This is a genomic window from Streptomyces sp. NPDC038213, from assembly GCF_055600495.1.
In genome coordinates this window covers 225,141-251,311 of the sequence record NZ_JBVJYM010000008.1, presented here as the reverse complement: position 1 = coordinate 251,311, position 26,171 = coordinate 225,141, and the positions used below count along the sequence as shown (strand labels likewise).

The 26,171-nt window shown below is 72.8% G+C and carries 18 protein-coding genes; 10 read left to right on the top strand and 8 right to left on the bottom strand.

The genetic code is table 11. From position 1 onward, the window contains the following. Nucleotides 1-151: 151 nt before the first annotated feature. Genes ACZ7JZ_RS15525 through ACZ7JZ_RS15505 form a run of 5 tightly spaced genes read right to left on the bottom strand, consistent with a single transcriptional unit; the run spans nucleotide 152 to nucleotide 5,669 of the window. A complete protein-coding gene (locus tag ACZ7JZ_RS15525) occupies nucleotides 152-1,462 on the bottom strand; it encodes a DUF58 domain-containing protein (RefSeq protein ID WP_470938659.1) in 1,311 nt (436 codons plus the stop codon). Continuing rightward, nucleotides 1,462-2,451, bottom strand: coding sequence for an AAA family ATPase (locus ACZ7JZ_RS15520; protein WP_470938656.1), 990 nt, complete (start codon nucleotides 2,449-2,451; stop codon nucleotides 1,462-1,464). The genes ACZ7JZ_RS15525 and ACZ7JZ_RS15520 overlap by 1 nt, the downstream gene beginning before the upstream one ends. Next, nucleotides 2,448-3,674, bottom strand: coding sequence for a DUF4350 domain-containing protein (locus tag ACZ7JZ_RS15515; RefSeq protein ID WP_470938653.1), 1,227 nt, complete (start codon nucleotides 3,672-3,674; stop codon nucleotides 2,448-2,450). Before ACZ7JZ_RS15515 ends, ACZ7JZ_RS15520 begins: the two co-directional genes overlap by 4 nt. Next, nucleotides 3,671-4,357: a DUF4129 domain-containing protein gene (locus ACZ7JZ_RS15510; protein ID WP_470938650.1), complete on the bottom strand. Its 687-nt coding sequence runs from the start codon at nucleotides 4,355-4,357 to the stop codon at nucleotides 3,671-3,673. Before ACZ7JZ_RS15510 ends, ACZ7JZ_RS15515 begins: the two co-directional genes overlap by 4 nt. 4 nt (nucleotides 4,358-4,361) lie before the next feature. After that, nucleotides 4,362-5,669 carry a glycerophosphoryl diester phosphodiesterase membrane domain-containing protein gene (locus ACZ7JZ_RS15505; RefSeq protein WP_470938647.1) on the bottom strand — a complete coding sequence of 436 codons (1,308 nt, stop codon included), beginning with the start codon at nucleotides 5,667-5,669 and terminating at the stop codon, nucleotides 4,362-4,364. Between the two features lie 253 nt (nucleotides 5,670-5,922). On the opposite strand from ACZ7JZ_RS15505, the gene mtrA reads away from it, so the two are divergent. From mtrA to ACZ7JZ_RS15475, 6 genes are all read left to right on the top strand, one after another. After that, complete coding sequence (mtrA, locus tag ACZ7JZ_RS15500; RefSeq protein ID WP_328970181.1) at nucleotides 5,923-6,612, top strand: two-component system response regulator MtrA; 690 nt, start codon at nucleotides 5,923-5,925, stop codon at nucleotides 6,610-6,612. A gap of 1 nt (nucleotide 6,613) precedes the next feature. Next, complete coding sequence (gene mtrB, locus ACZ7JZ_RS15495; protein WP_470938643.1) at nucleotides 6,614-8,668, top strand: MtrAB system histidine kinase MtrB; 2,055 nt, start codon at nucleotides 6,614-6,616, stop codon at nucleotides 8,666-8,668. Continuing rightward, the gene (locus ACZ7JZ_RS15490) at nucleotides 8,658-10,550 is read left to right on the top strand and encodes an LpqB family beta-propeller domain-containing protein (RefSeq protein WP_470938640.1); all 1,893 of its coding nucleotides are present in this window, start codon (nucleotides 8,658-8,660) and stop codon (nucleotides 10,548-10,550) included. The genes mtrB and ACZ7JZ_RS15490 overlap by 11 nt, the downstream gene beginning before the upstream one ends. 271 nt (nucleotides 10,551-10,821) lie before the next feature. Then, nucleotides 10,822-11,595, top strand: coding sequence for a ComF family protein (locus tag ACZ7JZ_RS15485; protein WP_470938704.1), 774 nt, complete (start codon nucleotides 10,822-10,824; stop codon nucleotides 11,593-11,595). A 332-nt stretch (nucleotides 11,596-11,927) separates the two neighbouring features. Further along, nucleotides 11,928-12,620 (top strand): ribosome hibernation-promoting factor, HPF/YfiA family, encoded by a 693-nt coding sequence (hpf, locus tag ACZ7JZ_RS15480; protein WP_470938637.1) that lies wholly within the window; start codon nucleotides 11,928-11,930, stop codon nucleotides 12,618-12,620. Nucleotides 12,621-12,828: 208 nt separating this feature from the next. Then, complete coding sequence (locus ACZ7JZ_RS15475; RefSeq protein ID WP_470938634.1) at nucleotides 12,829-13,563, top strand: response regulator; 735 nt, start codon at nucleotides 12,829-12,831, stop codon at nucleotides 13,561-13,563. Between the two features lie 12 nt (nucleotides 13,564-13,575). Here the strand turns inward: ACZ7JZ_RS15475 and ACZ7JZ_RS15470 are convergent, their stop codons facing one another. Then, a complete protein-coding gene (locus tag ACZ7JZ_RS15470) occupies nucleotides 13,576-14,754 on the bottom strand; it encodes a winged helix-turn-helix domain-containing protein (protein WP_470938631.1) in 1,179 nt (392 codons plus the stop codon). A gap of 64 nt (nucleotides 14,755-14,818) precedes the next feature. Beyond that, nucleotides 14,819-15,394 (bottom strand): GNAT family N-acetyltransferase, encoded by a 576-nt coding sequence (locus ACZ7JZ_RS15465; RefSeq protein ID WP_470938628.1) that lies wholly within the window; start codon nucleotides 15,392-15,394, stop codon nucleotides 14,819-14,821. A gap of 240 nt (nucleotides 15,395-15,634) precedes the next feature. Here ACZ7JZ_RS15465 and secA point away from each other — a divergent pair, with 240 nt between their 5' ends. Further along, nucleotides 15,635-18,415 carry a preprotein translocase subunit SecA gene (secA, locus tag ACZ7JZ_RS15460; protein WP_470938625.1) on the top strand — a complete coding sequence of 927 codons (2,781 nt, stop codon included), beginning with the start codon at nucleotides 15,635-15,637 and terminating at the stop codon, nucleotides 18,413-18,415. Nucleotides 18,416-18,745: 330 nt separating this feature from the next. On the opposite strand, the gene ACZ7JZ_RS15455 is transcribed toward secA, so the two are convergent. Further along, nucleotides 18,746-19,150: an Rv3235 family protein gene (locus ACZ7JZ_RS15455; protein ID WP_470938622.1), complete on the bottom strand. Its 405-nt coding sequence runs from the start codon at nucleotides 19,148-19,150 to the stop codon at nucleotides 18,746-18,748. 258 nt (nucleotides 19,151-19,408) lie between these two features. Between ACZ7JZ_RS15455 and ACZ7JZ_RS15450 the strand changes: the two genes are divergently transcribed. From ACZ7JZ_RS15450 to ACZ7JZ_RS15440, 3 genes are all read left to right on the top strand, one after another. After that, nucleotides 19,409-19,909: a DUF6912 family protein gene (locus ACZ7JZ_RS15450; RefSeq protein ID WP_470938619.1), complete on the top strand. Its 501-nt coding sequence runs from the start codon at nucleotides 19,409-19,411 to the stop codon at nucleotides 19,907-19,909. A 105-nt stretch (nucleotides 19,910-20,014) separates the two neighbouring features. Continuing rightward, nucleotides 20,015-20,692: an HAD family hydrolase gene (locus ACZ7JZ_RS15445; protein ID WP_470938616.1), complete on the top strand. Its 678-nt coding sequence runs from the start codon at nucleotides 20,015-20,017 to the stop codon at nucleotides 20,690-20,692. A 383-nt stretch (nucleotides 20,693-21,075) separates the two neighbouring features. Beyond that, the gene (locus tag ACZ7JZ_RS15440) at nucleotides 21,076-26,082 is read left to right on the top strand and encodes an NAD-glutamate dehydrogenase (RefSeq protein WP_470938613.1); all 5,007 of its coding nucleotides are present in this window, start codon (nucleotides 21,076-21,078) and stop codon (nucleotides 26,080-26,082) included. The last annotated feature ends 89 nt before the right edge of the window (nucleotides 26,083-26,171 follow it).

Below are 26,171 nucleotides of genomic sequence, written 5' to 3'. Positions count from 1 at the left end.
GCAGGGGGGACCCTGTGGGAGAGTAGGACGCCGCCGAACAATCATTGTGGGAAAGCCCCGCACCTTCTGGTGCGGGGCTTTTCTGCGTTTAGGGTGGTGTGGAGAGAGTGCGGGGCCCCGGGAGGGGCCCCTTTTTTGTTGTCCGGGTGAGTCAGAGACGGCCGGCGGATTTGAGGGAGAGGTAGGCGTCGGCCAGGGCGGGGGCGAGTTCCTCGGGGGTGGCGTCGACGACGGTGACTCCGCGGCGGGCCAGCTGGTCGGCCGTACGGCGGCGCTGTTCCTGGGCCTGGGCGCCCGCTGCGGCCTCGTACACCTCCTCCACGCTGCCGCGGGAGGCGGCCATGGCGGCGATGCGGGGGTCGGCCACGGAGGCCAGGACGACGGTGTGCCGCTGCGTGAGCCTGCCGAGGACCGGGAGCAGGCCCTCCTCGACGGGGGCGGCGTCCAGGCTGGTCAGAAGGACGATGAGGGAGCGGCGGGGGGCCGTCGTGAGGATCGTGGAGACCATCGTGCGGGCGTCCGTCTCGACGAGCTCCGGCTCCAGGGTGGCCATGGCCGACACCAGCGCGGGCAGGAGGTCGCGGGCGGCGCTGCCCTGGACCAAGGCGCGGGTGCGGCGGTCGTGGGCCAGCAGGTCCACGCGGTCGCCGGCCCGGGAGGCCAGGGCCGCCAGCAGGAGGGCCGCGTCCATGGCGGAGTCGAGGCGCGGGGCGTCGCCCACGCGGCCGGCCGAGGTGCGGCCGGTGTCGAGGCAGATCAGGATGTGCCGGTCCCGCTCGGGGCGCCAGGTGCGGACGGCGAGCCTGTGCTGCCGGGCGGTGGCGCGCCAGTCGATGGAGCGGGTGTCGTCACCGGGGACGTAGTCGCGCAGGCTGTCGAACTCGGTGCCCTCGCCGCGGGTCAGGACGCTCGTACGGCCGTCCAGTTCGCGCAGGCGCGCGAGCTTGCCGGGGAGGTGCTTGCGGCTGGTGAAGGCGGGCAGGACGCGGACTGTCCAGGGGACCTCGTGGCTGCCCTGGCGGGCGAGCAGGCCCAGGGGGCCGTACGAGCGGACGGTGACGCGGGCCGCCTGCCGGTCGCCGCGGCGGGTGGGGTGCAGCCGGGTGGTGATCCGGCGGCGTTCCCCCGGGGGGACCGTCAGGCGGTGCCGGGAGGCCTCGACCGCGGTGCCGGGGAGATAGCTGCTCGGGGGCCATGCGTCGCGGATGCGGGCGCGCAGCGGCCGGGTGCCGGGATTGGTGACGGTCAGGTGCACGTCGGCGCTCTCGCCCAGGCGTACGGAGGTGTCCCCGGAGCGGGCCAGGCCCAGGCTGCGGACGGGGGCGGCGAGGGCGTAGTCGCAGGCGCAGGCCAGGGCCAGCGGGCCGTTGACGGCGAGGAGGCCCGTCCAGCTGGGCTCCAGCAGGCCGACGGGGAGGGTGCCGAGGGCCGCGAGGAGGGCGGCGCGTCCGGTGAGGGCCATCAGCGGGGAACGGGGACGCGGGCCAGGACCGCGCTGATGACCGAGTCCGCCGTGACCCCTTCCATCTCGGCCTCGGGGCGCAGCTGGACGCGGTGGCGCAGGGTCGGCAGGGCCAGGGCCTTCACGTCGTCGGGGATGACGTAGTCGCGGCCGGTCAGCCAGGCCCAGGCGCGGGCGGCGGACAGGAGGGCGGTGGCCCCGCGGGGGGAGACGCCGAGGGTCAGGGAGGGGGATTCGCGGGTGGCGCGGCACAGGTCGACGACGTAGCCGGTGATCTCGGGGGAGACGGCGGTCTCGGCCACGGCCCTGCGGGCGGCCTCGAGGTCGGCGGGGCCGGCGACGGGGCGTACCCCGGCGGCGCGCAGGTCGCGGGGGTCGAAGCCGGCGGCGTGCCGGGCGAGGACGTCGATCTCGTCCTCGCGGGAGGGCAGCGGGACGGTGAGCTTCAGGAGGAAGCGGTCGAGCTGGGCCTCGGGGAGGGGGTAGGTGCCCTCGTACTCGACGGGGTTCTGCGTGGCCGCGACGAGGAAGGGGTCGGGGAGAGCGCGGGGCGTGCCGTCGACGGTGACCTGGCGCTCCTCCATGGCCTCCAGGAGGGAGGACTGGGTCTTGGGGGGAGTGCGGTTGATCTCGTCGGCCAGGAGGAGGTTCGTGAAGACCGGGCCCTCCTGGAAGGAGAACTCGGCCGTGCGGGCGTCGTAGACGAGGGAGCCCGTGACATCGCTGGGCATCAGGTCCGGGGTGAACTGGACGCGCTTGGTGTCGAGGTCGAGGGCGGCGGCGAGGGCGCGGACCAGGAGGGTCTTCGCGACTCCGGGGACGCCTTCGAGGAGGACGTGGCCGCGGCAGAGCAGGGCGACGACGAGCCCGGTGACGGCGGGGTCCTGGCCGACGACGGCCTTGCCGATCTCGGCGCGGAGGGCCTCCAGGGAGGCGCGGGCGCGGTCCGCGCCGGCTGCCTGGGCCTGGGGTTCGGGCTGGGCCGTCATGGGGTACGGACCTCTCTTTCGAGGGCGTCGAGGCGGTCGGCGAGCGCGACGAGGGCCGCGTCGTCGGGGGGCGGGGGGCCGAAGAGGAGGGCCGCCGGGTCTCCGGCGGGGCCGGGCGCGGGGAGGACGGGCAGCAGGGAGGCCGGGTCGTGGGCCTGGGCCGCGGGGACGCCGAGCAGGGCGGCGATCCGGGTGCGGGCCGCCGTACGCAGGACCGCGGAGGCGCGGTCGCGGGCGTCGGCCGCGCGGTAGAGGCGGGCGCGGCCCTCGGTTGCCTCGGCGGCGCGCACGGTCACGGGGAGCCGTTCGGTGACCAGGGGGCCGAGGCGGCGGGCGCGCCACAGGGCGGCCAGGAGGGCGGCGACGGCCAGCTGGAGCAGGGCCCAGGACCAGCCCTCGGGGATCAGGCCGAGGAAGGAGCCCGCCGTCTCGCCCTCCGGCGCGGGGCCGTCCCCGGCGAGGGCGGGGTCGCTGAGGGAGGGGAGGTACCAGACCAGGTCGGGGCGGGTGCCGAGGAGCTGGAGGGCGAGGGAGGCGTTGCCCTCCTCGGCGAGGTGCTCGTTGAAGAGGGGGGCGGGGGAGCCGAGGAGGACGGTGTCGCCGGTGCCCGCGCCCGCGAGGGAGAGCAGGGTGGGGAGGCCGCCGGCGGGGTAGCAGCCGGTGGCTCCGGGGAGGGTGGTGGCGTAGCGCAGGCCGCCGCCGGTTGCGGCGCTGCCGGCCGTACGGGCCGCGGGGAGGGGGCAGCCGGGGGCGGGGGCGTCCTCGTCGTCCCCGGCGGGCGGGCGGGCCTCGACGCCGGGGGTCAGCGGGGCGAGGGCGGCGGGGCCGGGGGCCAGCAGGACCGTGCGGCCGCGGGAGAGGTCCATCGCCGTCTTGAGGGAGGCGAGGCGGGTGGGGCCGAGGAGGTCGGGGTCGGTGACCAGGAGGGTGGTGCCGGGGGCCGCGGCGAGGCTGGCCTCGGCGGCCGTGGTGACGACCCGGGAGGCCACCCCGTGCCGGGTCAGGAGCTCGGCGAGGGCGCGGGAGCCCTGGGGGTCGGCCGAGCGGGGGTCGAGGCGGCCGTGGCGGTCGCCGGAGTTGAGGACGGCCAGGAGCAGGCCGGCGAGGAGGACCAGGGCCAGGGCCAGCACCGGTCCGCGGGAGCCCTGCCAGATGCGGCGGGCGCCGGGGGAGGCGGAGGTGGGGGCGGGCGCGGCCGCGCGGGGGGTCACGGGCGGGGTCACGGGCGGGGTCCCGGGGTGGGGAGGAGGGGGGTGCGGTCGAGGGTGGAGTCGAGGGTGCGCAGGCGGGCGTAGGAGTCGGGGCCGGCGGTGCGGCCGCCGTAGGTGACCTCGTCGAACTCGCGGGCCGCCGCGTACAGCTCCTCGGCGCGAGCGGGCAGGGCGCGGGCGGCCTCGGCGGCGGCCTCGTCGGCGGTGCGGCCGGGGCGCGGGTCGAGGAGGGTGCGTTCCTCCAGGGCGCGGACCAGGGCGCGCATCCGCTCCTGTACGGCTTCGGTCCAGCGGCCTGCGGCGGCGTGGGCCTCGGCGGCTGTGCGGTGCTCGGCGGCCGTGCGGGGGCGGTCGGTGAAGAGGCGCTCGGCTGCGGCGGCGGTCCGGCGGGGGGTGCCGAGCCGCCACCACAGGGCGGCGGCGAGGAGGACGGCCACGAGGAGGATGGCGACGAGGCCCGCGGTGCCCCCGGGGGAGACCGAGGAGGCGGCGCCGAGGAGGTCGCCCACCCAGTCCCAGAAGGCGTTGAGGGCCCGCCGGACCAGGCTGGGGTCGTTCTCGTGGTAGATCGGCTTGGACAGTTCGCGCTCGGCCTCCTCGCGGGCGGGCAGGCGCGGTGTCGTCACCGGTGGTTCGGCGGCGTACGGGCGCAGCAGAGCCGCCGTACGCGCCGTCAGTCCCCCCGTGGCCGTCATGGCATCAGGTCCCGGTGTCCGGCCGGGCCGGGTCGCCGTAGTCCTGGAGGCCGGCCGCGCGGGCGAGTTCGAGGTCGAGGGCCTCGCGGCGGATGCGCTGGTCGATGTAGAGGAGGACGTTCACACCCGCGTTGATCGGCAGGGTGATGGTCAGGGCGATGACCGCGCCGATGGCCGAGACGATCAGGAAGCCCCAGCCGAGGCCGGTGCCGGCGGTGCCGCTCATGAACCCGCTGACGCCGCCGTCGGTGAACATCATCGCCAGGACCGTGAACGGCAGGACGATGATGCCGGCGACGATGCCGGTGAGGATCTGGGTGAGCAGGCCGATGCCGAAGACCCGCCACCAGGAGCCGCGGACCAGCTTCGCTGAGCGGCCGAGGGCCTTGCCGACGGTCTGCTTCTCCAGCATGAGCGCGGGGGAGGCGAGGGCGAAGCGGGCCCACAGCCAGGCGCAGACGCCGACGGCCGCCAGCAGGCCGACGACCAGGAGGGCCGCGTTGCCCGCGAGGGCGCCGGGCAGGACGCCCGCCGTGAGGATGCCCAGGAACATCGCGGTGAGCGTGACGGTGAGCCCCGCCAGGCGCAGGAGCTGCGGGCGGGCCTCCCGCCACACCTCGCCGACGGACGAGGGGCGGCCGAGGACGGCGCGGCTGAAGACCATGGTCAGCGGGGCCGTGGCGATGATCGTGCCGATCAGGGTGATCACCTGGGCCGTGCCGCTGGCGGCGAGGCTGGTGGTCAGGGAGTCGGCGAGGGCGTCCAGGTCGGCCGGGTCCTCGGGCGTGGTGCCGAGGTCGGGGAAGGCCAGGCCCTGGACCAGGGTGATGGCCAGCTGGACCACCACGGCGAAGGCCAGGGTGATGCCGAGGACCGTGCGCCAGTGCCGGCGCATGGTGGTGACGGCGCCGTCGAGGATCTCGCCGACGGCCAGGGGGCGCAGCGGGATCACGCCGGGCTTGGCGGCGGGGGGAGTGCCCCAGGCGCCGCCCCAGCCGGGCTGGGCTCCCTGCTGGCCGCCGTACGGGCCGCCCTGGGGCGTACCGGGGCCGGTCCGGGGGCTGCCCCAGCCGGTGCCGGGCTGCGGGGCGGGTCCTCCGGGTGCGGGGGCTCCGGATGCGGTTCCTCCCGGTGCGGGGGCGCTCCACTGGCCCGCGGGGGGCTGCTCCTTGGACCACTTCGAGCCGGCGGCGGGCGGGCCGGCGGGGTCTGCGGGAGGCGTCCCTTCGGCGCCCTCGGGCGCGGCCGCATCGGGCCGGTCGCCTTCGGAGGGGGAGGATCCGGGCGAAGCCCAGCCCGGAGAGTCGTTCATCGTCGCTCCTTCACGTGCCCGTACGGGGGCGGGGCGCTGGTCGGCTGCCATCGTGCCATGCGCGCCGCGCGTGCGGACCGGCCCCTGCGGCACCGTTCGTCACCCTGTTCCTCCGGGCACCTTCTCTTGTCTCCGGTCGACGGGGCAGACTGAGTCCCTGATCTCCCCGGGACGGGTCCGGGGGAGCCCGGCCGGAAGCCCCGGCCGTCCCGCTGTGTGAATGCTCACCGCCAGGTAACGATTAGCTAATGGGATGATGTCAACCATGAAGGGACGCGTCCTTGTCGTCGACGACGACACCGCGCTGGCCGAGATGCTCGGCATTGTGCTGCGGGGAGAAGGTTTCGAGCCGTCGTTCGTCGCTGACGGCGACAAGGCACTGGCGGCATTCCGCGAGGCCAAGCCCGACCTGGTGCTGCTTGACCTCATGCTGCCCGGACGGGACGGCATAGAGGTCTGCCGGCTGATCCGGGCGGAGTCCGGGGTGCCGATCGTGATGCTCACGGCCAAGAGCGACACCGTCGATGTCGTGGTGGGCCTGGAGTCCGGGGCCGACGACTACATCGTCAAGCCGTTCAAGCCCAAGGAGCTGGTCGCCCGCATCCGCGCCCGGCTGCGCCGCTCCGAGGAGCCGGCGCCCGAGCAGCTGACCATCGGTGACCTGGTCATCGACGTGGCCGGGCACTCCGTCAAGCGGGACGGGGCGGCCATCGCGCTGACCCCGCTGGAGTTCGACCTGCTGGTCGCGCTCGCCCGCAAGCCCTGGCAGGTCTTCACCCGCGAGGTGCTGCTGGAGCAGGTCTGGGGCTACCGGCACGCGGCGGACACCCGCCTGGTCAACGTGCACGTGCAGCGGCTGCGCTCCAAGGTCGAGAAGGACCCCGAGCGCCCCGAGATCGTCGTGACGGTCCGCGGCGTCGGCTACAAGGCCGGACCGAGCTGACATGCCCTCCGGCAGGACCCTGCGGGGCGGCCGGCTGCTCCGCGACGGAGCACCCGGCGGCCCCGTGCTGCGGCTCTTCGTACGGCTGGTGCGGCGCCCGCTGCTGCCCGCCGTACGCCTGTGGCGCCGCAACATCCAGCTCAGGGTGGTCGCGGGCACGCTCCTGATGTCGCTCGGCGTGGTCCTGCTGCTCGGCTTCGTCGTCATCGGGCAGGTCAGCAACGGCCTGCTGGCGGCGAAGGAGGAGGCCGCGCGCAGCCAGGCGGGCGGCGGGTTCGCGGTCGCACAGGAGAAGGCCAACACCCCTCCGGTCGGCGCCGGGCAGGACGGCGTCACCGCCGACGGCAAGGCCGGGCGCAACGCCACCGCGTGGATGAACGACCTCGTGGAGGCCCTGTCCAGCGGCGGCCAGTCCGCCTTCGACGTGGTCGCGCTCGGTGCGGGTACGGGCGACACCCGCGGCGGGGTGCGCGGAGCGCGTGCTTCCGGCGGGGTGGATCCGGCCGCGAGCATCCCGACGGCGCTGCGCAAGGACGTGGACGCCGGAACCGGCGCGTACCAGACCTTCTCGACGATCCGCTACAGCGAGGGCGAGGGGCGCGACGGCGAGCCCGCGCTGGTCGTCGGCAAGCAGCTGACGGACATCAACGGCGACCCGTACCACCTGTACTACCTCTTCCCGCTGACGCAGGAGGAGGAGTCGCTGACCCTCGTCAAGGGCACTCTGGCGACGGCCGGGCTGTTCGTGGTCGTGCTGCTCGGTGCGATCGCGTGGTTCGTCGTACGGCAGGTCGTGACCCCCGTGCGGATGGCGGCCGGGATCGCCGAGCGGCTGTCGGCGGGGCGGCTGCAGGAGCGGATGAAGGTCACCGGCGAGGACGACATCGCGCGCCTCGGCGAGGCCTTCAACAAGATGGCGTCGAACCTGCACACCAAGATCCAGCAGCTGGAGGACCTGTCGCGGATGCAGCGGCGGTTCGTCTCCGACGTCTCGCACGAGCTGCGCACCCCGCTGACGACCGTGCGGATGGCGGCGGACGTCATCCACGATTCCAAGGACGACTTCGACCCGGTGACCGCGCGCTCCGCCGAGCTGCTCGTGGGGCAGCTGGACCGCTTCGAGTCCCTGCTGGCGGACCTGCTGGAGATCAGCCGGTTCGACGCGGGGGCGGCGGCGCTGGAGGCGGAGCCGATCGACCTGCGGGACGTCGTACGGCGGGTCATCGACGGCGCCGAGCCGCTGGCCGAGCGCAAGGGCACCCGGATCCGGGTGCTGGGCGACGCGCAGCCGGTGGTGGCCGAGGCGGACGCCCGGCGGGTCGAACGCGTGCTGCGCAACCTCGTGGTCAACGCCGTCGAGCACGGCGAGGGCCGGGACGTGGTGGTCCGGCTGGCTTCGGCCGGCGGGGCCGTGGCCGTGGCCGTGCGCGACTACGGCGTGGGGCTCAAGCCGGGCGAGGCGACCCGGGTCTTCAACCGGTTCTGGCGGGCCGATCCGGCGCGTGCCCGGACCACGGGCGGTACGGGCCTGGGCCTGTCCATCGCCGTCGAGGACGCCCGGCTGCACGGCGGCTGGCTGCAGGCCTGGGGCGAGCCGGGCGGCGGTTCGCAGTTCCGCCTGACCCTGCCGCGTACGGCCGACGAGCCGCTGCGCGGGTCCCCGATCCCGCTGGAGCCCGAGGACTCCCGGGCCGCGCGGGCGCGCGCCGAGGCGCAGGCCGCGGCTGCGGCCGGGGCGGCCGCGGGCCGGGGCGGCGGGCTGCCGAACCAGCACGGCGGCGAGCGCGGGGCGGCGGGGATCGACCCGATACCCGCGCGCGCTGTGGCTGCGGCCGCGGTGCCGGCCGATCCGACGGCGCTGCCGGGGAGCGGGGCGCGAGTGGTGGCGCGGGCGGCCCATGGGGCTACTGCGGTGGGTGCGGGGGTTGCCGGGACTGCTGCGGCTGGTGGGTCTGATAGTGGCTCTGGGGCTGCGGGTGCTGGTGGTGGCCCCGGTCTTGACGACGGGGCCGGGGCGAGGCGGGAAGACCGGGAGGGGCAGGCAGGTGGACGCTGAGGTCGAGGGCGGGGCCGGGCCCCGTACGCGTACCCGTACCGGCGGCGGTCTGCGGACCGGCGGCCGGACGGTGCGCGGCTCGGTGGTCTTCGGGTGCGGTGCGGTCCTGCTGGCCGGCTGCGCGTCCATGCCCGGGAGCGGGGAGATCCGCCCGGTGGACGTTTCGCGCGGGGTGGACTCGCAGATGCGCGTGTACGCCGTACCGCCGCCGGACAACGCCAAGCCGGAGCAGATCGTCAACGGCTTCCTGGAGGCCATGACGAGCGACGACCCCCAGCTGGCCACGGCCCGCCAGTACCTGACCGAGGAAGCGGCGAAGAAGTGGAATCCGGGCGCGGGGATCGCGGTGCTGTCCTCCGGGCCCAGCAGGTACGAGATCCCGGCGGCGCGCGGGCCCGAGAAGGAGCCGCTGGGCCGCAAGTTCCGGCTGACCGGAACCCGCCTCGCGACGGTCGACGGGCGCAGCGCCTACCAGCCGGAGACCGGGAACGGGCGCTACGAGGCGGACCTGCACCTCGTCAAGAAGGACGAGCAGTGGCGCATCGCGGTGCTCCCGGACGGCCTCGCGCTCGGCAAGTCCGACTTCCAGCGCATCTTCAAGTCGGTCAACAAGTACTACTTCGCCTCCGGGATGCTCGTCGCCGATCCGGTGTACGTGCGCCAGCGCCAGGACCCGGTGTCGCGGATGGACCCGATGACGCAGACGGTCAGCTCCCTGCTGACCGGTCCCTCCTCCTGGCTGGACCCCGTGGTCACGTCGAGCTTCCCGACCGGGACGGCCCTGAAGAAGGGCACCCGGACGCTGACGTACGACGACAAGAACACCCTGAAGGTGCCGCTCAACGGCAAGGTCGAGAACGTCGCCTCGAAGCAGTGCCAGAAGATGGGCACGCAACTGCTCTACACGGCGCGGGACCTGACCTCCTCGCGGGTGGACCGGGTCGAGGTGCTGCGCGAGGGCGGTACGCCGCTGTGCACGGTGGACCTGACGTCCGTACAGACCAAGCACATCTCCAGCACCACGCAGCACCAGTACTACGTGGACGAGGAGCACCGCCTCGTACAGATGCAGCTCGACGCGGTCGGCGCCGAGGGCGGCGACAGCGAGGAGCCGCCGCGGGGGGCCGAGCAGGTACCGGGGCAGCTGGTGGGCTCCGGGCTGAAGGTCGGCACGGCCGCGGTGACGCACGACGAGCGGCGTACGGCGGTGGTGACGGAGAACGGCCACGAGCTGTACGTCCTGTCCCTGACCACGGGCGGGCCCCTGGGCAAGCCCGCGCTGAAGAGCCCCTCGAACTCGCTGACGGCGCCGAGCTGGGACGGGCTGGGCGACCTCTGGGTGGCCGAGCGCAATCCCGCCGACCCCGCCCTGTGGCTGCTGCCGGGGGGTACCGGCACCCCGCGCAAGGTCGAGGTGGCGGGTCTGGACGGTGGGCGGATCGATGCGCTGCGGGTGTCCGCGGACGGCGTGCGGATCGCCCTGCTGGTCGAGAAGGGCGGGCGCAAGACCCTGCACATCGGGCGGATCGAGCGTCCGGAGACCAAGGGCGAGGAAGGGGTGGTGTCGGTGCGCGAACTGCGTCCCGCCGCCCCGCAGATGGAGCAGGTCACGGCGATGTCGTGGGCCTCGCGGGGCCGGCTGCTGGTGGTCGGCCGGGAGGCCGGCGGGCTGGTGCAGGCCCGGTACATGCAGGCCGACGGGTCGGTCGTGGTGTCCGGGAGCCTGGCGGGTGCGGCGGGCGTGAGCGCGATCGCGGCCTCCGAGGACGAGCGGCTGCCGGTGGTGGCCTTCTCCGACGAGGACGGGGTGGTATGGCTGCCGCCGGGGGCGCAGTGGCGGACGGTCGCGGTGCCGGGGCGGGCTCCGGTGTACCCGGGCTGAGGCCTGCTTCCCGTGCGCAGGGCTGAGCGGTGGGCGCTGGTGTGCCGTTCCCCCGTGTGGGTGATGGAGTTTTCCCCATGCCGTACGCCGTCCCCAGGGCCCGGCGGGATCCGGCGGATCCCGTCATGGTGGAGGCCGTGAGGGGGTGGGTGCCGTGGGGGTACCGCAGGGACGGCTTGATCCGGAGGTACGGCGTGGTCCGGAGGTGCGGCGTGGTCCGGAGGTGCGGCGTGGTCCGGAGGTGCGGCGTGGTCCGACGGGTGTACGCGGGCTGAGGGGTGCCGCGCGGGCGTGGCGGCGCGAGTGGGGCGGGCTGGTGCTGCCGGCGGAGTGCGCCGGGTGCGGGCGGCCTCGGACCGCGCTGTGCGCGGAGTGCCGGGGCGCGCTGTGCGGGGCCGGGGCGCGGCGGGTGCGGCCGGGGCCGGAGCCTCCCGGGCTGCCGGCGGTGCACGCCGCGGCGGGCTATCAGGGGCCGGTGCGGCAGGTGCTGCTGGCGCACAAGGAGCGGGGCGGGCTCGGGCTGGCGGAGGCGCTGGGGTGCGCGCTGGCCGGGGCGGTGCGGTCCGCGGTGCCCGGTGCGCTTCCGGCGGTGGGGCCGCGGGCGGGGCCCGGGGCGGGAGGCGGGGGGCTCGTCCTGGTGCCCGTGCCCTCGGCGCCGGGGGCCGTGCGGGCGCGGGGGCACGATCCGGTGCGCAGGACGGCGCTGGCCGCGGCGGCGCAGCTGCGGGCGGCCGGGGTCCCGGCGCGGGTGGCGGCCGTGCTGCGGCAGCGCCGGGCGGTCGTCGACCAGGCGGGCCTGGGGGCACGCGAGAGGCTGGTGAACCTGGCGGGGGCCCTGGAGGTGCGGGCCGGGGGCGCGGGGCTGCTGGCGGGCGGTTGTGTGGTCCTGGTGGACGATCTGGTGACCACTGGTGCATCTCTGGTGGAGGCGGCGAGAGCGGTGCGTTCCGGGGGGTGTGGGAGCACTCCTTCCGGGGGAATCGTTGGGCTGACTGCCGCTGTCGTTGCGGCGGGTCCGGATTCCTTCGAAAAGAATTGGAACTGATCGGATTCGACCAACGTTGCAGGTGGTAGGAGGGAAGACACACCTGATCGGAGGTACGTTCCGGTAGCGGGTGCCGACAACCGGTCGAGCGAGATATGTTCGGTTGTAAGGAAATGGCGAGCCGTGGGCCCCGCGTATCGGTACGCGCGCTTCGGAATCTCCGTGTCAGAGGTGTCCCTCTCTGACTCCGAAGTCGGTGGGGTGGAGATCTCGCCGATGGGGGAGGAGGAGGTGAAAGTCGCCAAGTCCGAGGCTCCGGTGTTCACCGGAGTCGGGTGCAAAAGGGAGACGCTTCGCCGGCGAGGCGGGGCGATCCGGGAACGGAGTTCTGCGTGGACATCGTCGTGAAGGGCCGCAAGACCGAAGTGCCCGAGCGGTTCCGCAAGCACGTGGCTGAAAAGCTCAACCTGGAGAAGATCCAGAAGCTTGACGCCAAGGTGATCAGCCTGGACGTAGAGGTGTCCAAGGAACACAACCCGCGTCAGGCCGACCGTTCCGACCGGGTGGAGATCACCCTTCGTTCACGAGGCCCGGTCATCCGGGCAGAGGCCTCGGCGACCGACGCCTACGCGGCGCTGGACCTCGCCCAGGAGAAGCTCGAGGCCCGACTGCGCAAGCAGCACGACAAGCGCGGCACGCGCCGCGGCACCGGCAGGCTCTCGGCCGCCGACGTCGTCGACGTCGTACCCGACGCGGCGTATCTGAACGGAAACGGCCAGCTGGCACCTGAAGAGGCCGGGGACAAGATCCCGACCACGAGGATCGGCTCGCTGGAGGTTCAGGGCGAAGGGCCCCTGATCGTCCGCGAGAAGACCCACTCGGCCGCCCCCATGATGCTCGACCAGGCGCTTTACGAGATGGAGCTGGTCGGGCACGACTTCTACCTGTTCGTCGACGCCGAAACCAAGCAGCCGAGCGTGGTCTACCGGCGTCACGCCTACGACTACGGCGTCATTCACCTGAATGCCGACAGCGCTTCCACCTCGGAAGAGGCGCGGGGCGCCGGCGGGGCACTCGGTGGCTGAAAGTCGCCTGTTGTCGTAGAAATCGACACATCCTGACGAGTGCCCCCGGGCGCGCCCCGCGCGCGCCTGGGGGCATCCGTATGCAGCCACATGCCCACCACCCGGACAGCCGGGCATGGAATCATGGCGGGCAGTCAACCGCCCTGCTCGGGAAACGGGTTGGCGCAGCACTTGAACTTCGGGGCCACGGCCTTCAGGGGGAGGAACGATGGCGGACAGCTTCGGGCCGGTGCAGGACCAGCACGACGCTTCCGGGGCGGTATGCCGCCCGGGCCCGGACGGGGAGCCGATCCGGGTGCTCGTCGTGGACGACCACGCCCTCTTCCGCCGCGGTCTGGAGATCGTCCTCGCGCAGGAGGAGGACATCCAGGTCGTCGGAGAGGCGGGCGACGGCGCAGAGGCGGTGGACAAGGCGGCCGACCTGCTCCCCGACATCGTCCTGATGGACGTCCGGATGCCCCGCCGCGGCGGCATCGAGGCCTGCACCTCCATCAAGGAGGTGGCCCCCTCCGCGAAGATCATCATGCTGACGATCAGCGACGAGGAGGCCGACCTCTACGACGCGATCAAGGCCGGCGCCACGGGCTACCTGCTCAAGGAGATCTCCACGGACGAGGTGGCCACCGCCATCCGGGCCGTGGCGGACGGACAGTCGCAGATCAGCCCCTCGATGGCCTCCAAGCTGCTCACCGAGTTCAAGTCGATGATCCAGCGCACCGACGAGCGGCGGCTCGTCCCGGCCCCCCGGCTGACCGACCGGGAGCTCGAAGTGCTCAAGCTCGTCGCCACGGGCATGAACAACCGCGACATCGCCAAGGAGCTCTTCATCTCCGAGAACACCGTGAAGAACCACGTCCGCAACATCCTGGAGAAGCTGCAGCTGCACTCCCGGATGGAGGCCGTGGTCTACGCGATGCGGGAGAAGATCCTCGAGATCCGCTGAGCCGCGGGGCGGTCAGCCGGCCGCGGCGAGTTCGCTCTCCAGGGCGCTCGCCTCGGCCGCCGAGCCGGTGCGCTCGATGCGGACCTCCTCGCAGCCCACCCACTGCGCCGCCTCCCGCAGCGCCTGCGCCATCGGCCGGGCCGCCTGGGGGGACTCCAGCGAGACCTGCTTGGCCACGAGCGTGCGCCCCTCGCGGCCCGGGTCCACCCGGCCCAGCAGCCTGCCGCCCGAGAGCAGCGGCATCGCGAAGTACCCGTGTATCCGCTGGGGCTTGGGCACGTACGCCTCCAGACGGTGCGTGAAGCCGAAGATCCGCTCCGTCCGCGGCCGGTCCCACACCAGGGAGTCGAAGGGGGAGAGCAGCGTCGTGCGGTGGCGGCCGCGCGGCTCCGCGGCCAGGGCCTGCGGATCGGCCCAGGCCGGCTTGCCCCAGCCCGCCACCTCCACCGGCACCAGCCCGGAGTCCGCGATGACCGCGTCCACCTGCGCCCCCTTGAGGCGGTGGTAGTCGGCGATATCGGCGCGGGTGCCCACCCCCAGCGAGCGGCCGGCCAGGGCCACCAGGCGGCGCCAGCACTCCCGGTCGTCCAGGGAGTCGTGCAGCAGCTCCGCGGGGACGGCGCGCTCGGCCAGGTCGTACACGCGCTTCCAGCCGCGCCGCTCGGTGCAGACCACCTCGCCGATGTCGAGCAGCCACTCCACGGCGATCTTCGTCTCGGACCACTCGAACCACTCGCCGCCGTTCTTGGCGCCGCCGAGCTGGGTCGAGGTCATCGGGCCCTCGGCGGCCAGCCGGTCGAGCACCGCCCGCACGGAGCGGTCCTTGTCGGCCAGGATGTGCCAGCGGTGCCCCTTCGCCCGGTTCGCCCGGCGCCTGAAGGCGAAATGCGGCCATTCTTCGATCGGCAGGATGCAGGCCGCGTGGGACCAGTACTCGAAGGCGTGCTGCTGCGACCAGTAGGCCTCCTCGACCGCTTTCCGGCCGACCGCGCCCAGGCGCGCGTAAGCAACCAGCTCGTGCGAGCGGGCGAGGACCGAGATGGTGTCCAGCTGCACCGAGCCCAGGTGCCGCAGCATCCCCCGGACCCCGCCGCGGCGGTCCGGGGCGCCGAGGTACCCCTGGGCGTGCAGGGCGATCCGGCGGGCTTCGTCGGCCGACAGGGACACGGTGGGTTCGGGTGCGCGGGTCATGGCCGCACCTTAGGGGGCCGCACTGACAATCCCGCCGACCTCCCGCCGGTCCGCGGGAGGCGGCTCAGGCCGAGGGGGAGGGGAGGTAGGGCAGGGGGGCGGGCAGGCCGAGGTCGGAGGGGAGCAGGGCGGAGACCCAGCCGTCGCGCAGGGTGCCGCGCTGCTCCAGCGCGGCGCGCAGCACGCCCTCGTACCGGAACCCGGCCTTCTCGGCCACGGCGCGCGAGGCGGTGTTGCCCACGTGCGCGCGCCATTCGAGGCGGGTGCAGCCCAGTTCGGCGAAGGCCCAGCGGGCCGCGGTGGTGACGGCCTCGGCGGTGTAGCCCCGGCCCCGGTGCTCGCGGGCGGCCCAGAAGCCGACCTCGTAGGTGCGCGGGCCGCGGCGGTGCAGGGCCACCACGCCGGACAGGGGCCCGTCGGGGCCGGGGCACACCGCGAAGGCCAGGTCGGAGCCCTCGCGCCAGCCGTCCGGGACCATCTGGTTCACGAAGCCGGCCGCGTGCTCGCGGCGGTACGGGGAGGGGACGGTGGTCCAGCGCTGGATCTCGGGGTCCTGGCAGGCGGACCAGACCGCGTCGGCGTCGGCGGGGGTGAAGGGGCGCAGGACCAGGCGTTCGGACGTGAGGGTGACGGGCTCCATGAACGAATTCTGGCGTCCGCGGGGTCGGGCCTGCGAACACTTTTCGGGGGAAGTGGGCGCCGGGCGGCACCTTCGGGGACTCCCGTACGTTCTCAATCCGGGCGCCAGGTGGCCTCGGGCCACGGCGGACCTCCCGGCGCGGCCGCGTCCTCGCTTACGATGGCCGTTGCGGTGGGGCCCACCTGCCGTGCCCGTGTACGAACCAGTGCTCAGGCCCGACCGGCAAGGAGACCCGCCCCAGTGTCCGTCTTCAACAAGCTCATGCGTGCAGGCGAAGGCAAGATCCTGCGCAAACTGCACCGCATCGCGGACCAGGTCAACTCCATCGAAGAGGACTTCGTCAACCTCTCCGACGCCGAGTTGCGGGCGCTGACCGACGAGTACAAGGACCGCCTGGCCAAGGGCGAGAGCCTGGACGACCTGCTGCCCGAGGCCTTCGCCACGGTCCGCGAGGCCGCCAAGCGCGTTCTGGGCCAGCGGCACTACGACGTCCAGATCATGGGCGGCGCCGCCCTGCACCTCGGGTACGTGGCCGAGATGAAGACCGGTGAGGGCAAGACCCTCGTCGGCACCCTCCCGACGTACCTGAACGCGCTGTCCGGCAAGGGCGTCCACCTCATCACGGTGAACGACTACCTGGCCGAGCGCGACTCCGAGATGATGGGCCGCGTCCACAAGTTCCTCGGCCTGTCCGTGGGCTGCATCCTGGCGAACATGACCCCGGCCCAGCGCCGCGAGCAGTACGCCTGCGACATCACGTACGGCACGAACAACGAGTTCGGCTTCGACTACCTGCGCGACAACATGGCCTGGTCGCGGGACGAGCTCGTCCAGCGCGGCCACAACTTCGCCGTGGTCGACGAGGTCGACTCGATCCTCGTCGACGAGGCCCGTACCCCGCTGATCATCTCCGGCCCGGCCGACCAGGCCACCAAGTGGTACGGCGACTTCGCCAAGCTGGTCACCCGCCTCACCAAGGGCGAGCCCGGCCAGCCCCTCAAGGGCATCGAGGAGACCGGCGACTACGAGGTCGACGAGAAGAAGCGCACCGTCGGCATCCACGAGGCGGGCGTCGCGAAGGTCGAGGACTGGCTCGGCATCGACAACCTGTACGAGTCGGTGAACACCCCCCTCGTCGGTTACCTGAACAACGCCATCAAGGCGAAGGAACTGTTCAAGAAGGACAAGGACTACGTCGTCATCGACGGCGAAGTCATGATCGTCGACGAGCACACCGGCCGTATCCTCGCCGGCCGCCGCTACAACGAGGGCATGCACCAGGCGATCGAGGCGAAGGAGGGGGTGGACATCAAGGACGAGAACCAGACCCTCGCCACGATCACCCTCCAGAACTTCTTCCGCCTGTACTCGAAGCTGTCGGGCATGACCGGTACGGCCATGACCGAGGCCGCCGAGTTCCACCAGATCTACAAGCTGGGCGTCGTGCCGATCCCGACGAACCGGCCGATGCAGCGCAAGGACCAGCCGGACCTGATCTACCGCACCGAGGTCGCCAAGTTCGCGGCCGTGGTGGACGACATCGCGGAGAAGCACGAGAAGGGCCAGCCGATCCTGGTCGGCACCACCTCGGTCGAGAAGTCCGAGTACCTCTCGCAGCAGCTCGCCAAGCGCGGTATCCCGCACGAGGTGCTCAACGCCAAGCAGCACGACCGCGAGGCCATCATCGTCGCCCAGGCGGGCCGCCGCGGCGCCGTCACGGTCGCGACGAACATGGCCGGCCGCGGTACGGACATCAAGCTCGGCGGCAACCCGGACGACCTCGCCGAGGCGGAGCTGCGCCAGCGCGGCCTCGACCCGGAGGAGCACATCGAGGAGTGGGCGCACGCCCTGCCCGAGGCGCTGACGCGGGCCGAGTCGGCCGTGAAGGCGGAGTTCGAGGAGGTCAAGGACCTCGGCGGGCTGTACGTGCTGGGCACCGAGCGGCACGAGTCCCGCCGTATCGACAACCAGCTGCGCGGTCGTTCCGGCCGTCAGGGCGACCCGGGCGAGTCCCGCTTCTACCTGTCGCTGGGCGACGACCTGATGCGCCTGTTCAAGGCCCAGATGGTCGAGCGGGTCATGGCGATGGCGAACGTGCCCGACGACGTCCCGATCGAGAACAAGATGGTGACGCGCGCGATCGCGTCCGCCCAGTCGCAGGTCGAGACCCAGAACTTCGAGACGCGTAAGAACGTCCTCAAGTACGACGAGGTCCTCAACAGCCAGCGCGAGGTCATCTACGGCGAGCGCCGCCGCGTCCTGGAGGGCGAGGACCTGCACGAGCAGGTGCGCTTCTTCATGGACGACACCATCGACGCGTACATCGCGGCCGAGACGGTCGAGGGCTTCGCGGAGGAGTGGGACCTGGAGCGGCTCTGGACCGCCTTCAAGCAGCTCTACCCGATCAAGGTGACCATCGACGAGCTGGAGGACGCGGCGGGCGAGCGCGCGGGCATCACCTCCGACTTCATCGCGGAGTCCGTCAAGGACGACATCCACGAGCAGTACGAGGCGCGCGAGAAGCAGCTCGGCTCGGACATCATGCGGGAGCTGGAGCGCCGCGTGGTGCTGTCGGTGCTGGACCGCAAGTGGCGCGAGCACCTGTACGAGATGGACTACCTGCAGGAAGGCATCGGCCTGCGGGCCATGGCGCAGAAGGACCCGCTGGTCGAGTACCAGCGCGAGGGCTTCGACATGTTCAACGCCATGATGGACGGCATCAAGGAGGAGTCCGTCGGCTACCTGTTCAACCTGGAGGTCCAGGTCGAGCAGCAGGTCGAGGAGGTTCCGGTGGCCGCCGACGCGGTGCCGGCGCAGGACTCCCGGCCGGAGATCCGTGCCAAGGGGCTGGACGCGCCGCAGCGGCCGGACCGGCTGCACTTCTCCGCTCCGACGGTCGACGGTGACGGCGGGGTCGTCGAGGGCGACTTCGCGGACACCGTGCCGGAGGGGGACGGGCTGACGCGGGCCGAGCGGCGCAAGGCGCAGAAGGCGGCCGGGGGGCGGCGCCGGAAGAAGTAGCCGGTTTCCGTGCCGGTTCCGGTGCGGGTGGCTGGTGTGTGTCGTGTGGACGGGGTCCGTCGCCTTTCGGGGTGGCGGGCCCCGGTCCGTTTTCCGGCCCGGCGCGGGGCGTTCCCGGGGCTCTGCCCCGGACCCCGCGCCTCAATCGCCGGCGGGGCTTGATTTGGCTGGTCTCGTGGTTTGGTGCGGGTGGGTTGGGTTGTGGGGTGCTGGCCTGGGATCCGGCTCAATCGCCGGCGGGGCTTGTTTTCGCTGGTCTCGTGGTTTGGTGCGGGTGGGTTGGGTTGTGGGGTGCTGGCCTGGGATCCGCCAGTCGTGGGCGGGGCGGGGTCAGAGGGGGTGGTGGGGGGAGACCTCTACTGCGGCGCAGCGCCAGCGGAGGTCCGGGCCCTGTTCCAGGCGGAAGGCCATGGCCGTGACGCGGTCTCCCGAGCCGATGCGGGCGAAGGCCTCGATGACGCCGGGGGCGGGGGCCGACAGGCCGCAGTGGCGGATCAGGGGGGTGGGGTCCGTGGCCGTAGGCGGGGTGTCGGGGGCCAGGACGACGAGCTGCTCGTACGCCTCGCCGACCGTGTGGCCCAGCATCCAGTGGACCGGGCGGCGGCCCGTCAGGACGGCGAGGAGCCGCTCGGCGAACCAGTAGTGCGGTTTGGCCCCGCGCGGCACCCGGGGCGGGCGCGGGCCCGCCGGGGGACGGCGCAGGTCGTGGCGGCCGGACGGGCGGGTCCTGGTCATGTCTCCCCTTGCAATACCGCTCGGTAACTTGCTTGGGGATCTTGTACGGCGGCGGGGCGGCCCGCCGCAATCGGCCGTCCGGGGCCCGGCGGGCCCCGCGCACGTTCACCTATCAGTGGGAGGGAGGCGGCTTCCTGCCTGGTCAGGGGCGGGGTCGAGAGGACTCGGGTGGACGTCCGCAGGGGCGGGGGCAGGGGCCCGATCGGGGACGGCCGGACGTATCCTGAGGGCGTTCCCGACTACGGAAAGCAGCCGCTCATGCGCGTGTACGTCCCCCTGACCCTTCCCGGTCTCGCCGCGGCGCACACGGCGGGCGAGCTGGGCCCGGGCCCGCTGCGCGCCTACGCCGTCACCCCCGGCCTGCGCGAGTGGTACGTCTCGGACGACCTCGAGGAGCTGGAGTACGCGGCCCTCGGCCGGGCCGCCGCCGCCTCGCTGCGCCTGATCGCGGCGGACCCGGGCGCCGCGCGCCGCCGGGTGGTCGTCGCCGTCGACGTGCCGGACCAGGCGGTCGCGGAGGATGCAGGGGGCGCGGAGGGCATCGGGCGGGTGGTCGTGGCCGGCACCGTGCGGCTGACCGCCGCCGGGGCGGTGCACGTGGACGACCCCGGCGTACAGGCCGAGGTCGGGGCCGCCGCCGGGGCCGTGGCCGCCGCGGACGCGGGGGACGAGGAGGCCCAGGACGCCGTGGAGACGGCCGAGGACCACGACCTGCTCTGGTTCGGCGTGCAGGAGATCCCCAACCTCATCGCGCAGTAGCTGCGGGAGGGCGGGGCAGGGCGCGGAGGAGGGGGAGGCCTCCGCCCGTTTCTCCTCTGTCCACAGGCGGAGAGGGACGGCCGCCCCGGCGGGTACCGTCCTCTTATGGGGAAAGCCAACGGGGAGCGCCGACCGGCCCACATCGTCTGGGACTGGAACGGCACGCTGCTGCACGACATCCACGCCGTCATCGACGCCACCAACGCCTCCTTCGCGGAGCTCGGGTTCGACCCGATCACGCTGGAGCGGTACCGCGAGCTGTACTGCGTACCGGTGCCCAAGTTCTACGAGCGGCTCATGGGCCGGATGCCCACGGACGCCGAGTGGACCGTCATGGACGACGTCTTCCACCGGTACTACTGGCAGTACGCGGAGGCGACCGGCCTCGCCGAGGGGGCCCGCGAGCTGCTGCGCGGCTGGCAGGACGAGGGGTCCACCCAGTCCCTGCTCTCGCTGGCGCCGCACGAGCGGCTCATACCCCTGGTCCGGTCGCACGGCATCGAGGGCCACTTCCTGCGGGTCGACGGCCGCACGGGCCCGTCCCACACCTCCAAGGCCGGGCACCTGGTCCGCCACATGGCGGCCCTGGGGGCGGTGGAGCCGGGCCGTACGGTGCTCATAGGCGACGCCGTGGACGATGCGCGGGCGGCCGCGCACGTCGGCGCCCTGGCCGTGCTCTACACCGGCGGTTCACACAGCCGGAGCAGCCTGGAGACGGCGGGTGTGCCCGTCGTGGACTCCCTCGCCGAGGCGGTTCACACGGCGCGCGAACTGGCTCAATAGTCACTGGAGACTCGAAGGGCCCCGCGTCGCTGTCCAGAGTGTCAAACTTCCCCCCCTGGTTTTGTACACATACAGCTCATGACGGGCCGGGGGGAGGTAGGGATAGCCTGGACCCGTGATCAGCGCGATAGTCCGCGGGGGCGCCGATGCCCCCGGCCTGCGCCCGGCGCACCTCCGTGCCCGGGCCGTCGCTGGTACCCGCCGCCGGGGCAGCCGGTCAAGCACGTCGACCCCACTCGAGTCGACCTTGGCCGAAACTGTGCCGGCGTTCTCCTTTTACGGCATAGCGTCGGGTGCGACAACGGACACCCCGCGTCGCGGCGCTACGTCATCCCTTCCTTCACCTACGTCACGCAACGGCGCGCGACAGGAGCCATGAGGACATGCAGACCAAGCTGGACGAAGCAAAGGCCGAGCTGCTCGCAAGGGCGGCCCGGGTAGCCGAGAACAGCCCGGCCGGGGGACTTCTTCCGACTGGGTCCGGGCAGGCGGGCAGTCCTGACCGGGACACCGTGCTCTCGTACCTCCAGCGTTACTACCTGCACACAGCACCGGAAGACATGACGGGCCGGGACCCCGTGGACGTCTTCGGCGCCGCGCTGTCGCACTACCGCCTCGCCGAGGTCCGCCCCCAGGGCACCGCGAACGTGCGCGTCCACACCCCCACCGTCGAGGAGAACGGCTGGACCTCCAGCCACTCCGTCGTCGAGGTGGTCACGGACGACATGCCGTTCCTCGTGGACTCCGTGACCAACGAGCTCTCCCGGCAGGGCCGCGGCATCCACGTCGTGATCCACCCGCAGGTCGTCGTCCGCCGCGACGTCACCGGCAAGCTGATCGAGATCCTCGGCCCCGACTGCGCCCACCCGTCGCCCGACCGCCACCCCGATTCGAGCGCCTCCGGCGCACTGAACGTCTACGGCCCCCGTACCGCGCGCCCCCACGACTCCCTCGTCGAGTCCTGGATCCACGTCGAGATCGACCGCGAGACCGACAAGGCCGACCTCAAGCAGATCACCGTCGACCTGCTGCGCGTCCTGTCCGACGTCCGCGAGGCCGTCGAGGACTGGGAGAAGATGCGCGACGCCGCGCTGCGCATCGCCGACGGCCTGCCCGACGAGCCCACCGCCCCCGACCTGCGCGAGTACGAGCTCGAAGAGGCCCGGGAGTTGCTGCGCTGGCTCGCCGACGACCACTTCACCTTCCTCGGCTTCCGCGAGTACAACTTGGTCGACGGCGACGCCCTCGCGGCCGTCCCCGGCACCGGCCTCGGCATCCTGCGCTCCGACCCGCAGCACGGCGCCGACGAGGACGGCCACCACGGCCACCCCGTCTCCCCCTCCTTCAACCGGCTGCCCGCCGACGCCCGCGCCAAGGCCCGCGAGCACAAGCTGCTCGTCCTCACCAAGGCCAACAGCCGCGCCACGGTCCACCGCCCCAGCTACCTCGACTACGTCGGCGTGAAGAAGTTCGACGCCGAGGGCAACGTGGTCGGCGAGCGCCGCTTCCTCGGCCTGTTCTCCTCCGCCGCGTACACCGAGTCCGTGCGCCGCGTCCCGGTGATCCGCCGCAAGGTCGCCGAGGTCCTCGACGGCGCCGGCTTCTCGCCGAACAGCCACGACGGCCGCGACCTGCTCCAGATCCTGGAGACCTACCCGCGCGACGAGCTGTTCCAGACCCCCGTCGACCAGCTCCGCGGCATCGTCACCTCCGTCCTGTACCTGCAGGAGCGCCGCCGGCTGCGGCTGTACCTGCGCCAGGACGAGTACGGCCGCTACTACTCGGCCCTCGTCTACCTGCCCCGCGACCGCTTCACCACCGGTGTCCGGCTGCGGCTGATGGACATCCTCAAGGAGGAGCTCGGCGGCAGCAGCGTCGACTTCACCGCGTGGAACACCGAGTCGATCCTCTCCCGGATCCACTTCGTCGTCCGCGTCCCGCAGGGCACCGAGCTGCCCTCCCTCACCGACGCCGACGTCGAGCGCCTCGAAGGCCGCCTGGTCGAGGCCGCCCGTTCCTGGGCCGACGGCTTCCAGGAGGCCCTCGTCGCGGAGCTCGGCGAGGAGCGCGCCGCCGAACTGCTGCGCCACTACGGCTCCGCCTTCTCCGAGGGCTACAAGTCCGACCACTCCCCGCGCGCCGCCGTCGCCGACCTCATCCACCTGGAGCGACTGAAGGCCAGCGACAGCGATTTCGCGCTGTCCCTCTACGAGCCGGTCAACGCCGGACCCGGCGAGCGCCGCTTCAAGATCTACCGCCAGGGCGAGCAGGTCTCCCTGTCCGCCGTCCTGCCCGTGCTCCAGCGCCTGGGCGTCGAGGTCACCGACGAGCGCCCGTACGAGCTGCGCTGCGCCGACCGCGCGCACGCCTGGATCTACGACTTCGGCCTGCGCATGCCCGCGGGCACCGGCAACGGCGACCTGGGCGACGACGCCCGCGAGCGCTTCCAGGACGCCTTCGCGGCCGTCTGGAAGGGCCACGCGGAGAACGACAACTTCAACAGCCTGGTCCTCGGCGCCGGGCTGACCTGGCGCCAGGCCGTGGTGCTCCGCGCCTACGCCAAGTACCTGCGCCAGGCCGGATCCACCTTCAGCCAGGACTACATGGAGGACACCCTCCGCAACAACGTCCACACCACCCGGCTGCTGGTCTCCCTCTTCGAGGCCCGGATGTCCCCCGGCCGCCAGTCCGCGGGCACCGAGCTGATCGACGCCATGCTGGAGGAGCTGGACGGGGCCCTGGACCAGGTCGCCTCGCTGGACGAGGACCGCATCCTGCGCGCCTTCCTCACCCTCATCAAGGCCACCCTGCGCACCAACTTCTTCCAGACCAACGACGCGGGCGAGCAGCACGCGTACGTGTCGATGAAGTTCGACCCGCAGGCCATCCCGGACCTGCCGGCCCCCCGCCCGGCCTTCGAGATCTGGGTGTACTCCCCGCGCGTCGAGGGCGTCCACCTGCGCTTCGGCAAGGTCGCCCGCGGCGGTCTGCGCTGGTCCGACCGGCGCGAGGACTTCCGCACGGAGATCCTCGGCCTGGTCAAGGCGCAGATGGTGAAGAACACCGTCATCGTGCCCGTCGGCGCCAAGGGCGGCTTCGTCGCGAAGAACCTCCCGGACCCCTCCGTCGACCGCGACGCCTGGCTCGCCGAGGGCATCGCCTCGTACAAGATCTTCATCTCGGCGCTGCTCGACATCACCGACAACATGATCGCGGGCGAGGTCGTGCCCCCGAAGGGCGTCGTGCGCCACGACGAGGACGACACCTACCTCGTCGTCGCCGCCGACAAGGGCACAGCGACCTTCTCCGACATCGCCAACGGGGTCGCGGAGTCCTACGGCTTCTGGCTCGGCGACGCCTTCGCCTCCGGCGGTTCCGCCGGCTACGACCACAAGGGCATGGGCATCACCGCCCGCGGCGCCTGGGAGTCCGTCAAGCGGCACTTCCGCGAGCTGGGCCACGACACCCAGACCGAGGACTTCACCGTCGTCGGCGTCGGCGACATGTCCGGCGACGTCTTCGGCAACGGCATGCTGCTCTCCGAGCACATCCGCCTCGTCGCCGCCTTCGACCACCGGCACATCTTCATCGACCCGGAGCCCGACGCGGCCGTCTCCTACGCCGAGCGCCGCCGCCTCTTCGAGCTGCCGCGCTCCTCCTGGGCCGACTACGACACCGCGCTGCTCTCCGCGGGCGGCGGCATCCACCCGCGCACCGCCAAGTCCATCCCGGTCAACGCGCAGATGCGCGCGGCCCTCGGCATCGAGGCGGGCGTCGCCAAGATGACCCCGGCCGAGCTGATGCAGGCGATCCTCCGCTCCCCGGTGGACCTCCTGTGGAACGGCGGCATCGGCACGTACGTCAAGGCCTCCGGCGAGAGCCACACCGACGTCGGCGACAAGGCCAACGACCCCATCCGCGTCGACGGCGCCGACCTGCGCGTCAAGGTGGTCGGCGAGGGAGGCAACCTGGGCCTCACCCAGCTCGGCCGCATCGAGTTCGCCCAGCACGGCGGGCGGGTCAACACCGACGCCATCGACAACAGCGCCGGCGTGGACACCTCCGACCACGAGGTGAACATCAAGATCCTGCTCAACTCCGTGGTCACGGACGGGGACATGACGGTCAAGCAGCGCAACAAGCTGCTGGCCGAGATGACCGACGAGGTCGGCCGCCTGGTCCTGCGCAACAACTACGCGCAGAACACCGCCCTGTCCAACGGCAGCGCCCAGTCCGCCAGCCTGCTCCACGCCCAGCAGCGCTTCATGCGCCGCCTGGGCCGGGACGGACTGCTGGACCGCAGCCTGGAGTTCCTGCCCAACGACCGCCAGATCCGCGAGCTCCTCAACACCGGCAGGGGCCTGACCCAGCCCGAGCTCGCCGTGCTCTTCGCCTACACGAAGATCACCACGGCGGACGAGCTGATCACCACCGGCCTGCCGGACGACCCGTACCTGCGCCGCCTGCTCTTCGAGTACTTCCCGCAGGCCCTGCGCGAGCGCTTCCCCGAGCAGATCGAGGCGCACGCCCTGCGCCGGGAGATCATCACCACGATCCTGGTGAACGACACCGTCAACACCGGCGGCTCCACCCTGCTGCACCGGCTGCGCGAGGAGACGGGCGCCTCCCTGGAGGAGATCGTCCGCGCCCAGCTGGCGGCCCGCGAGATCTTCGGCATGGCCGAGGTCTGGGACGCCGTGGAGAGCCTGGACAACCGCGTCGCCGCCGACGTCCAGACCCGGATCCGCCTGCACTCGCGGCGCCTGGTCGAGCGCGGCACCCGCTGGCTGCTCAACAACCGCCCGCAGCCCCTGGAGATCACCGAGACCATCGCCTTCTTCGGCGAGCGCGTGACCCGGGTCTGGGCGGAGCTGCCCAAGCTCGTGCGCGGCGCGGACCTGGAGTGGTACCAGCTGGTCCTGGACGAGCTGACCGAGGCGGGCGTCCCCGACGAGCTGGCGGCCAAGGTGGCCGGCTTCTCCTCGGCCTTCCCGACCCTCGACATCGTCGCGATCGCCGACCGGACGGACAAGGACCCGCTGGACGTCGCCGAGGTGTACTACGACCTCGCCGACCGGCTGAGCATCACGCAGCTGATGGACCGGATCATCGAGCTGCCGCGCGCCGACCGCTGGCAGTCCATGGCCCGGGCCTCGATCCGCGAGGACCTGTTCGCGGCGCACGCCGGCCTGACGGCCGAGGTGCTGTCCGTGGGCAACGGCACCTCCACCCCGGAGCAGCGCTTCGAGGCCTGGGAGGAGCGCAACGCCGCGATCATCGGCCGTGCGCGGACCACGCTGGAGGAGATCCAGGGCTCGGACGACTTCGACCTGGCCAACCTCTCCGTGGCCATGCGGACGATGCGGACCCTGCTGCGCACGCACAGCTAGCGGGACCCCCGGCGCGCCGACCGCGGCGCGCCGGCGGGCGCAGTACCCACGGGCAGGGGCCCGGACCGTCCACCGGTCCGGGCCCCTGC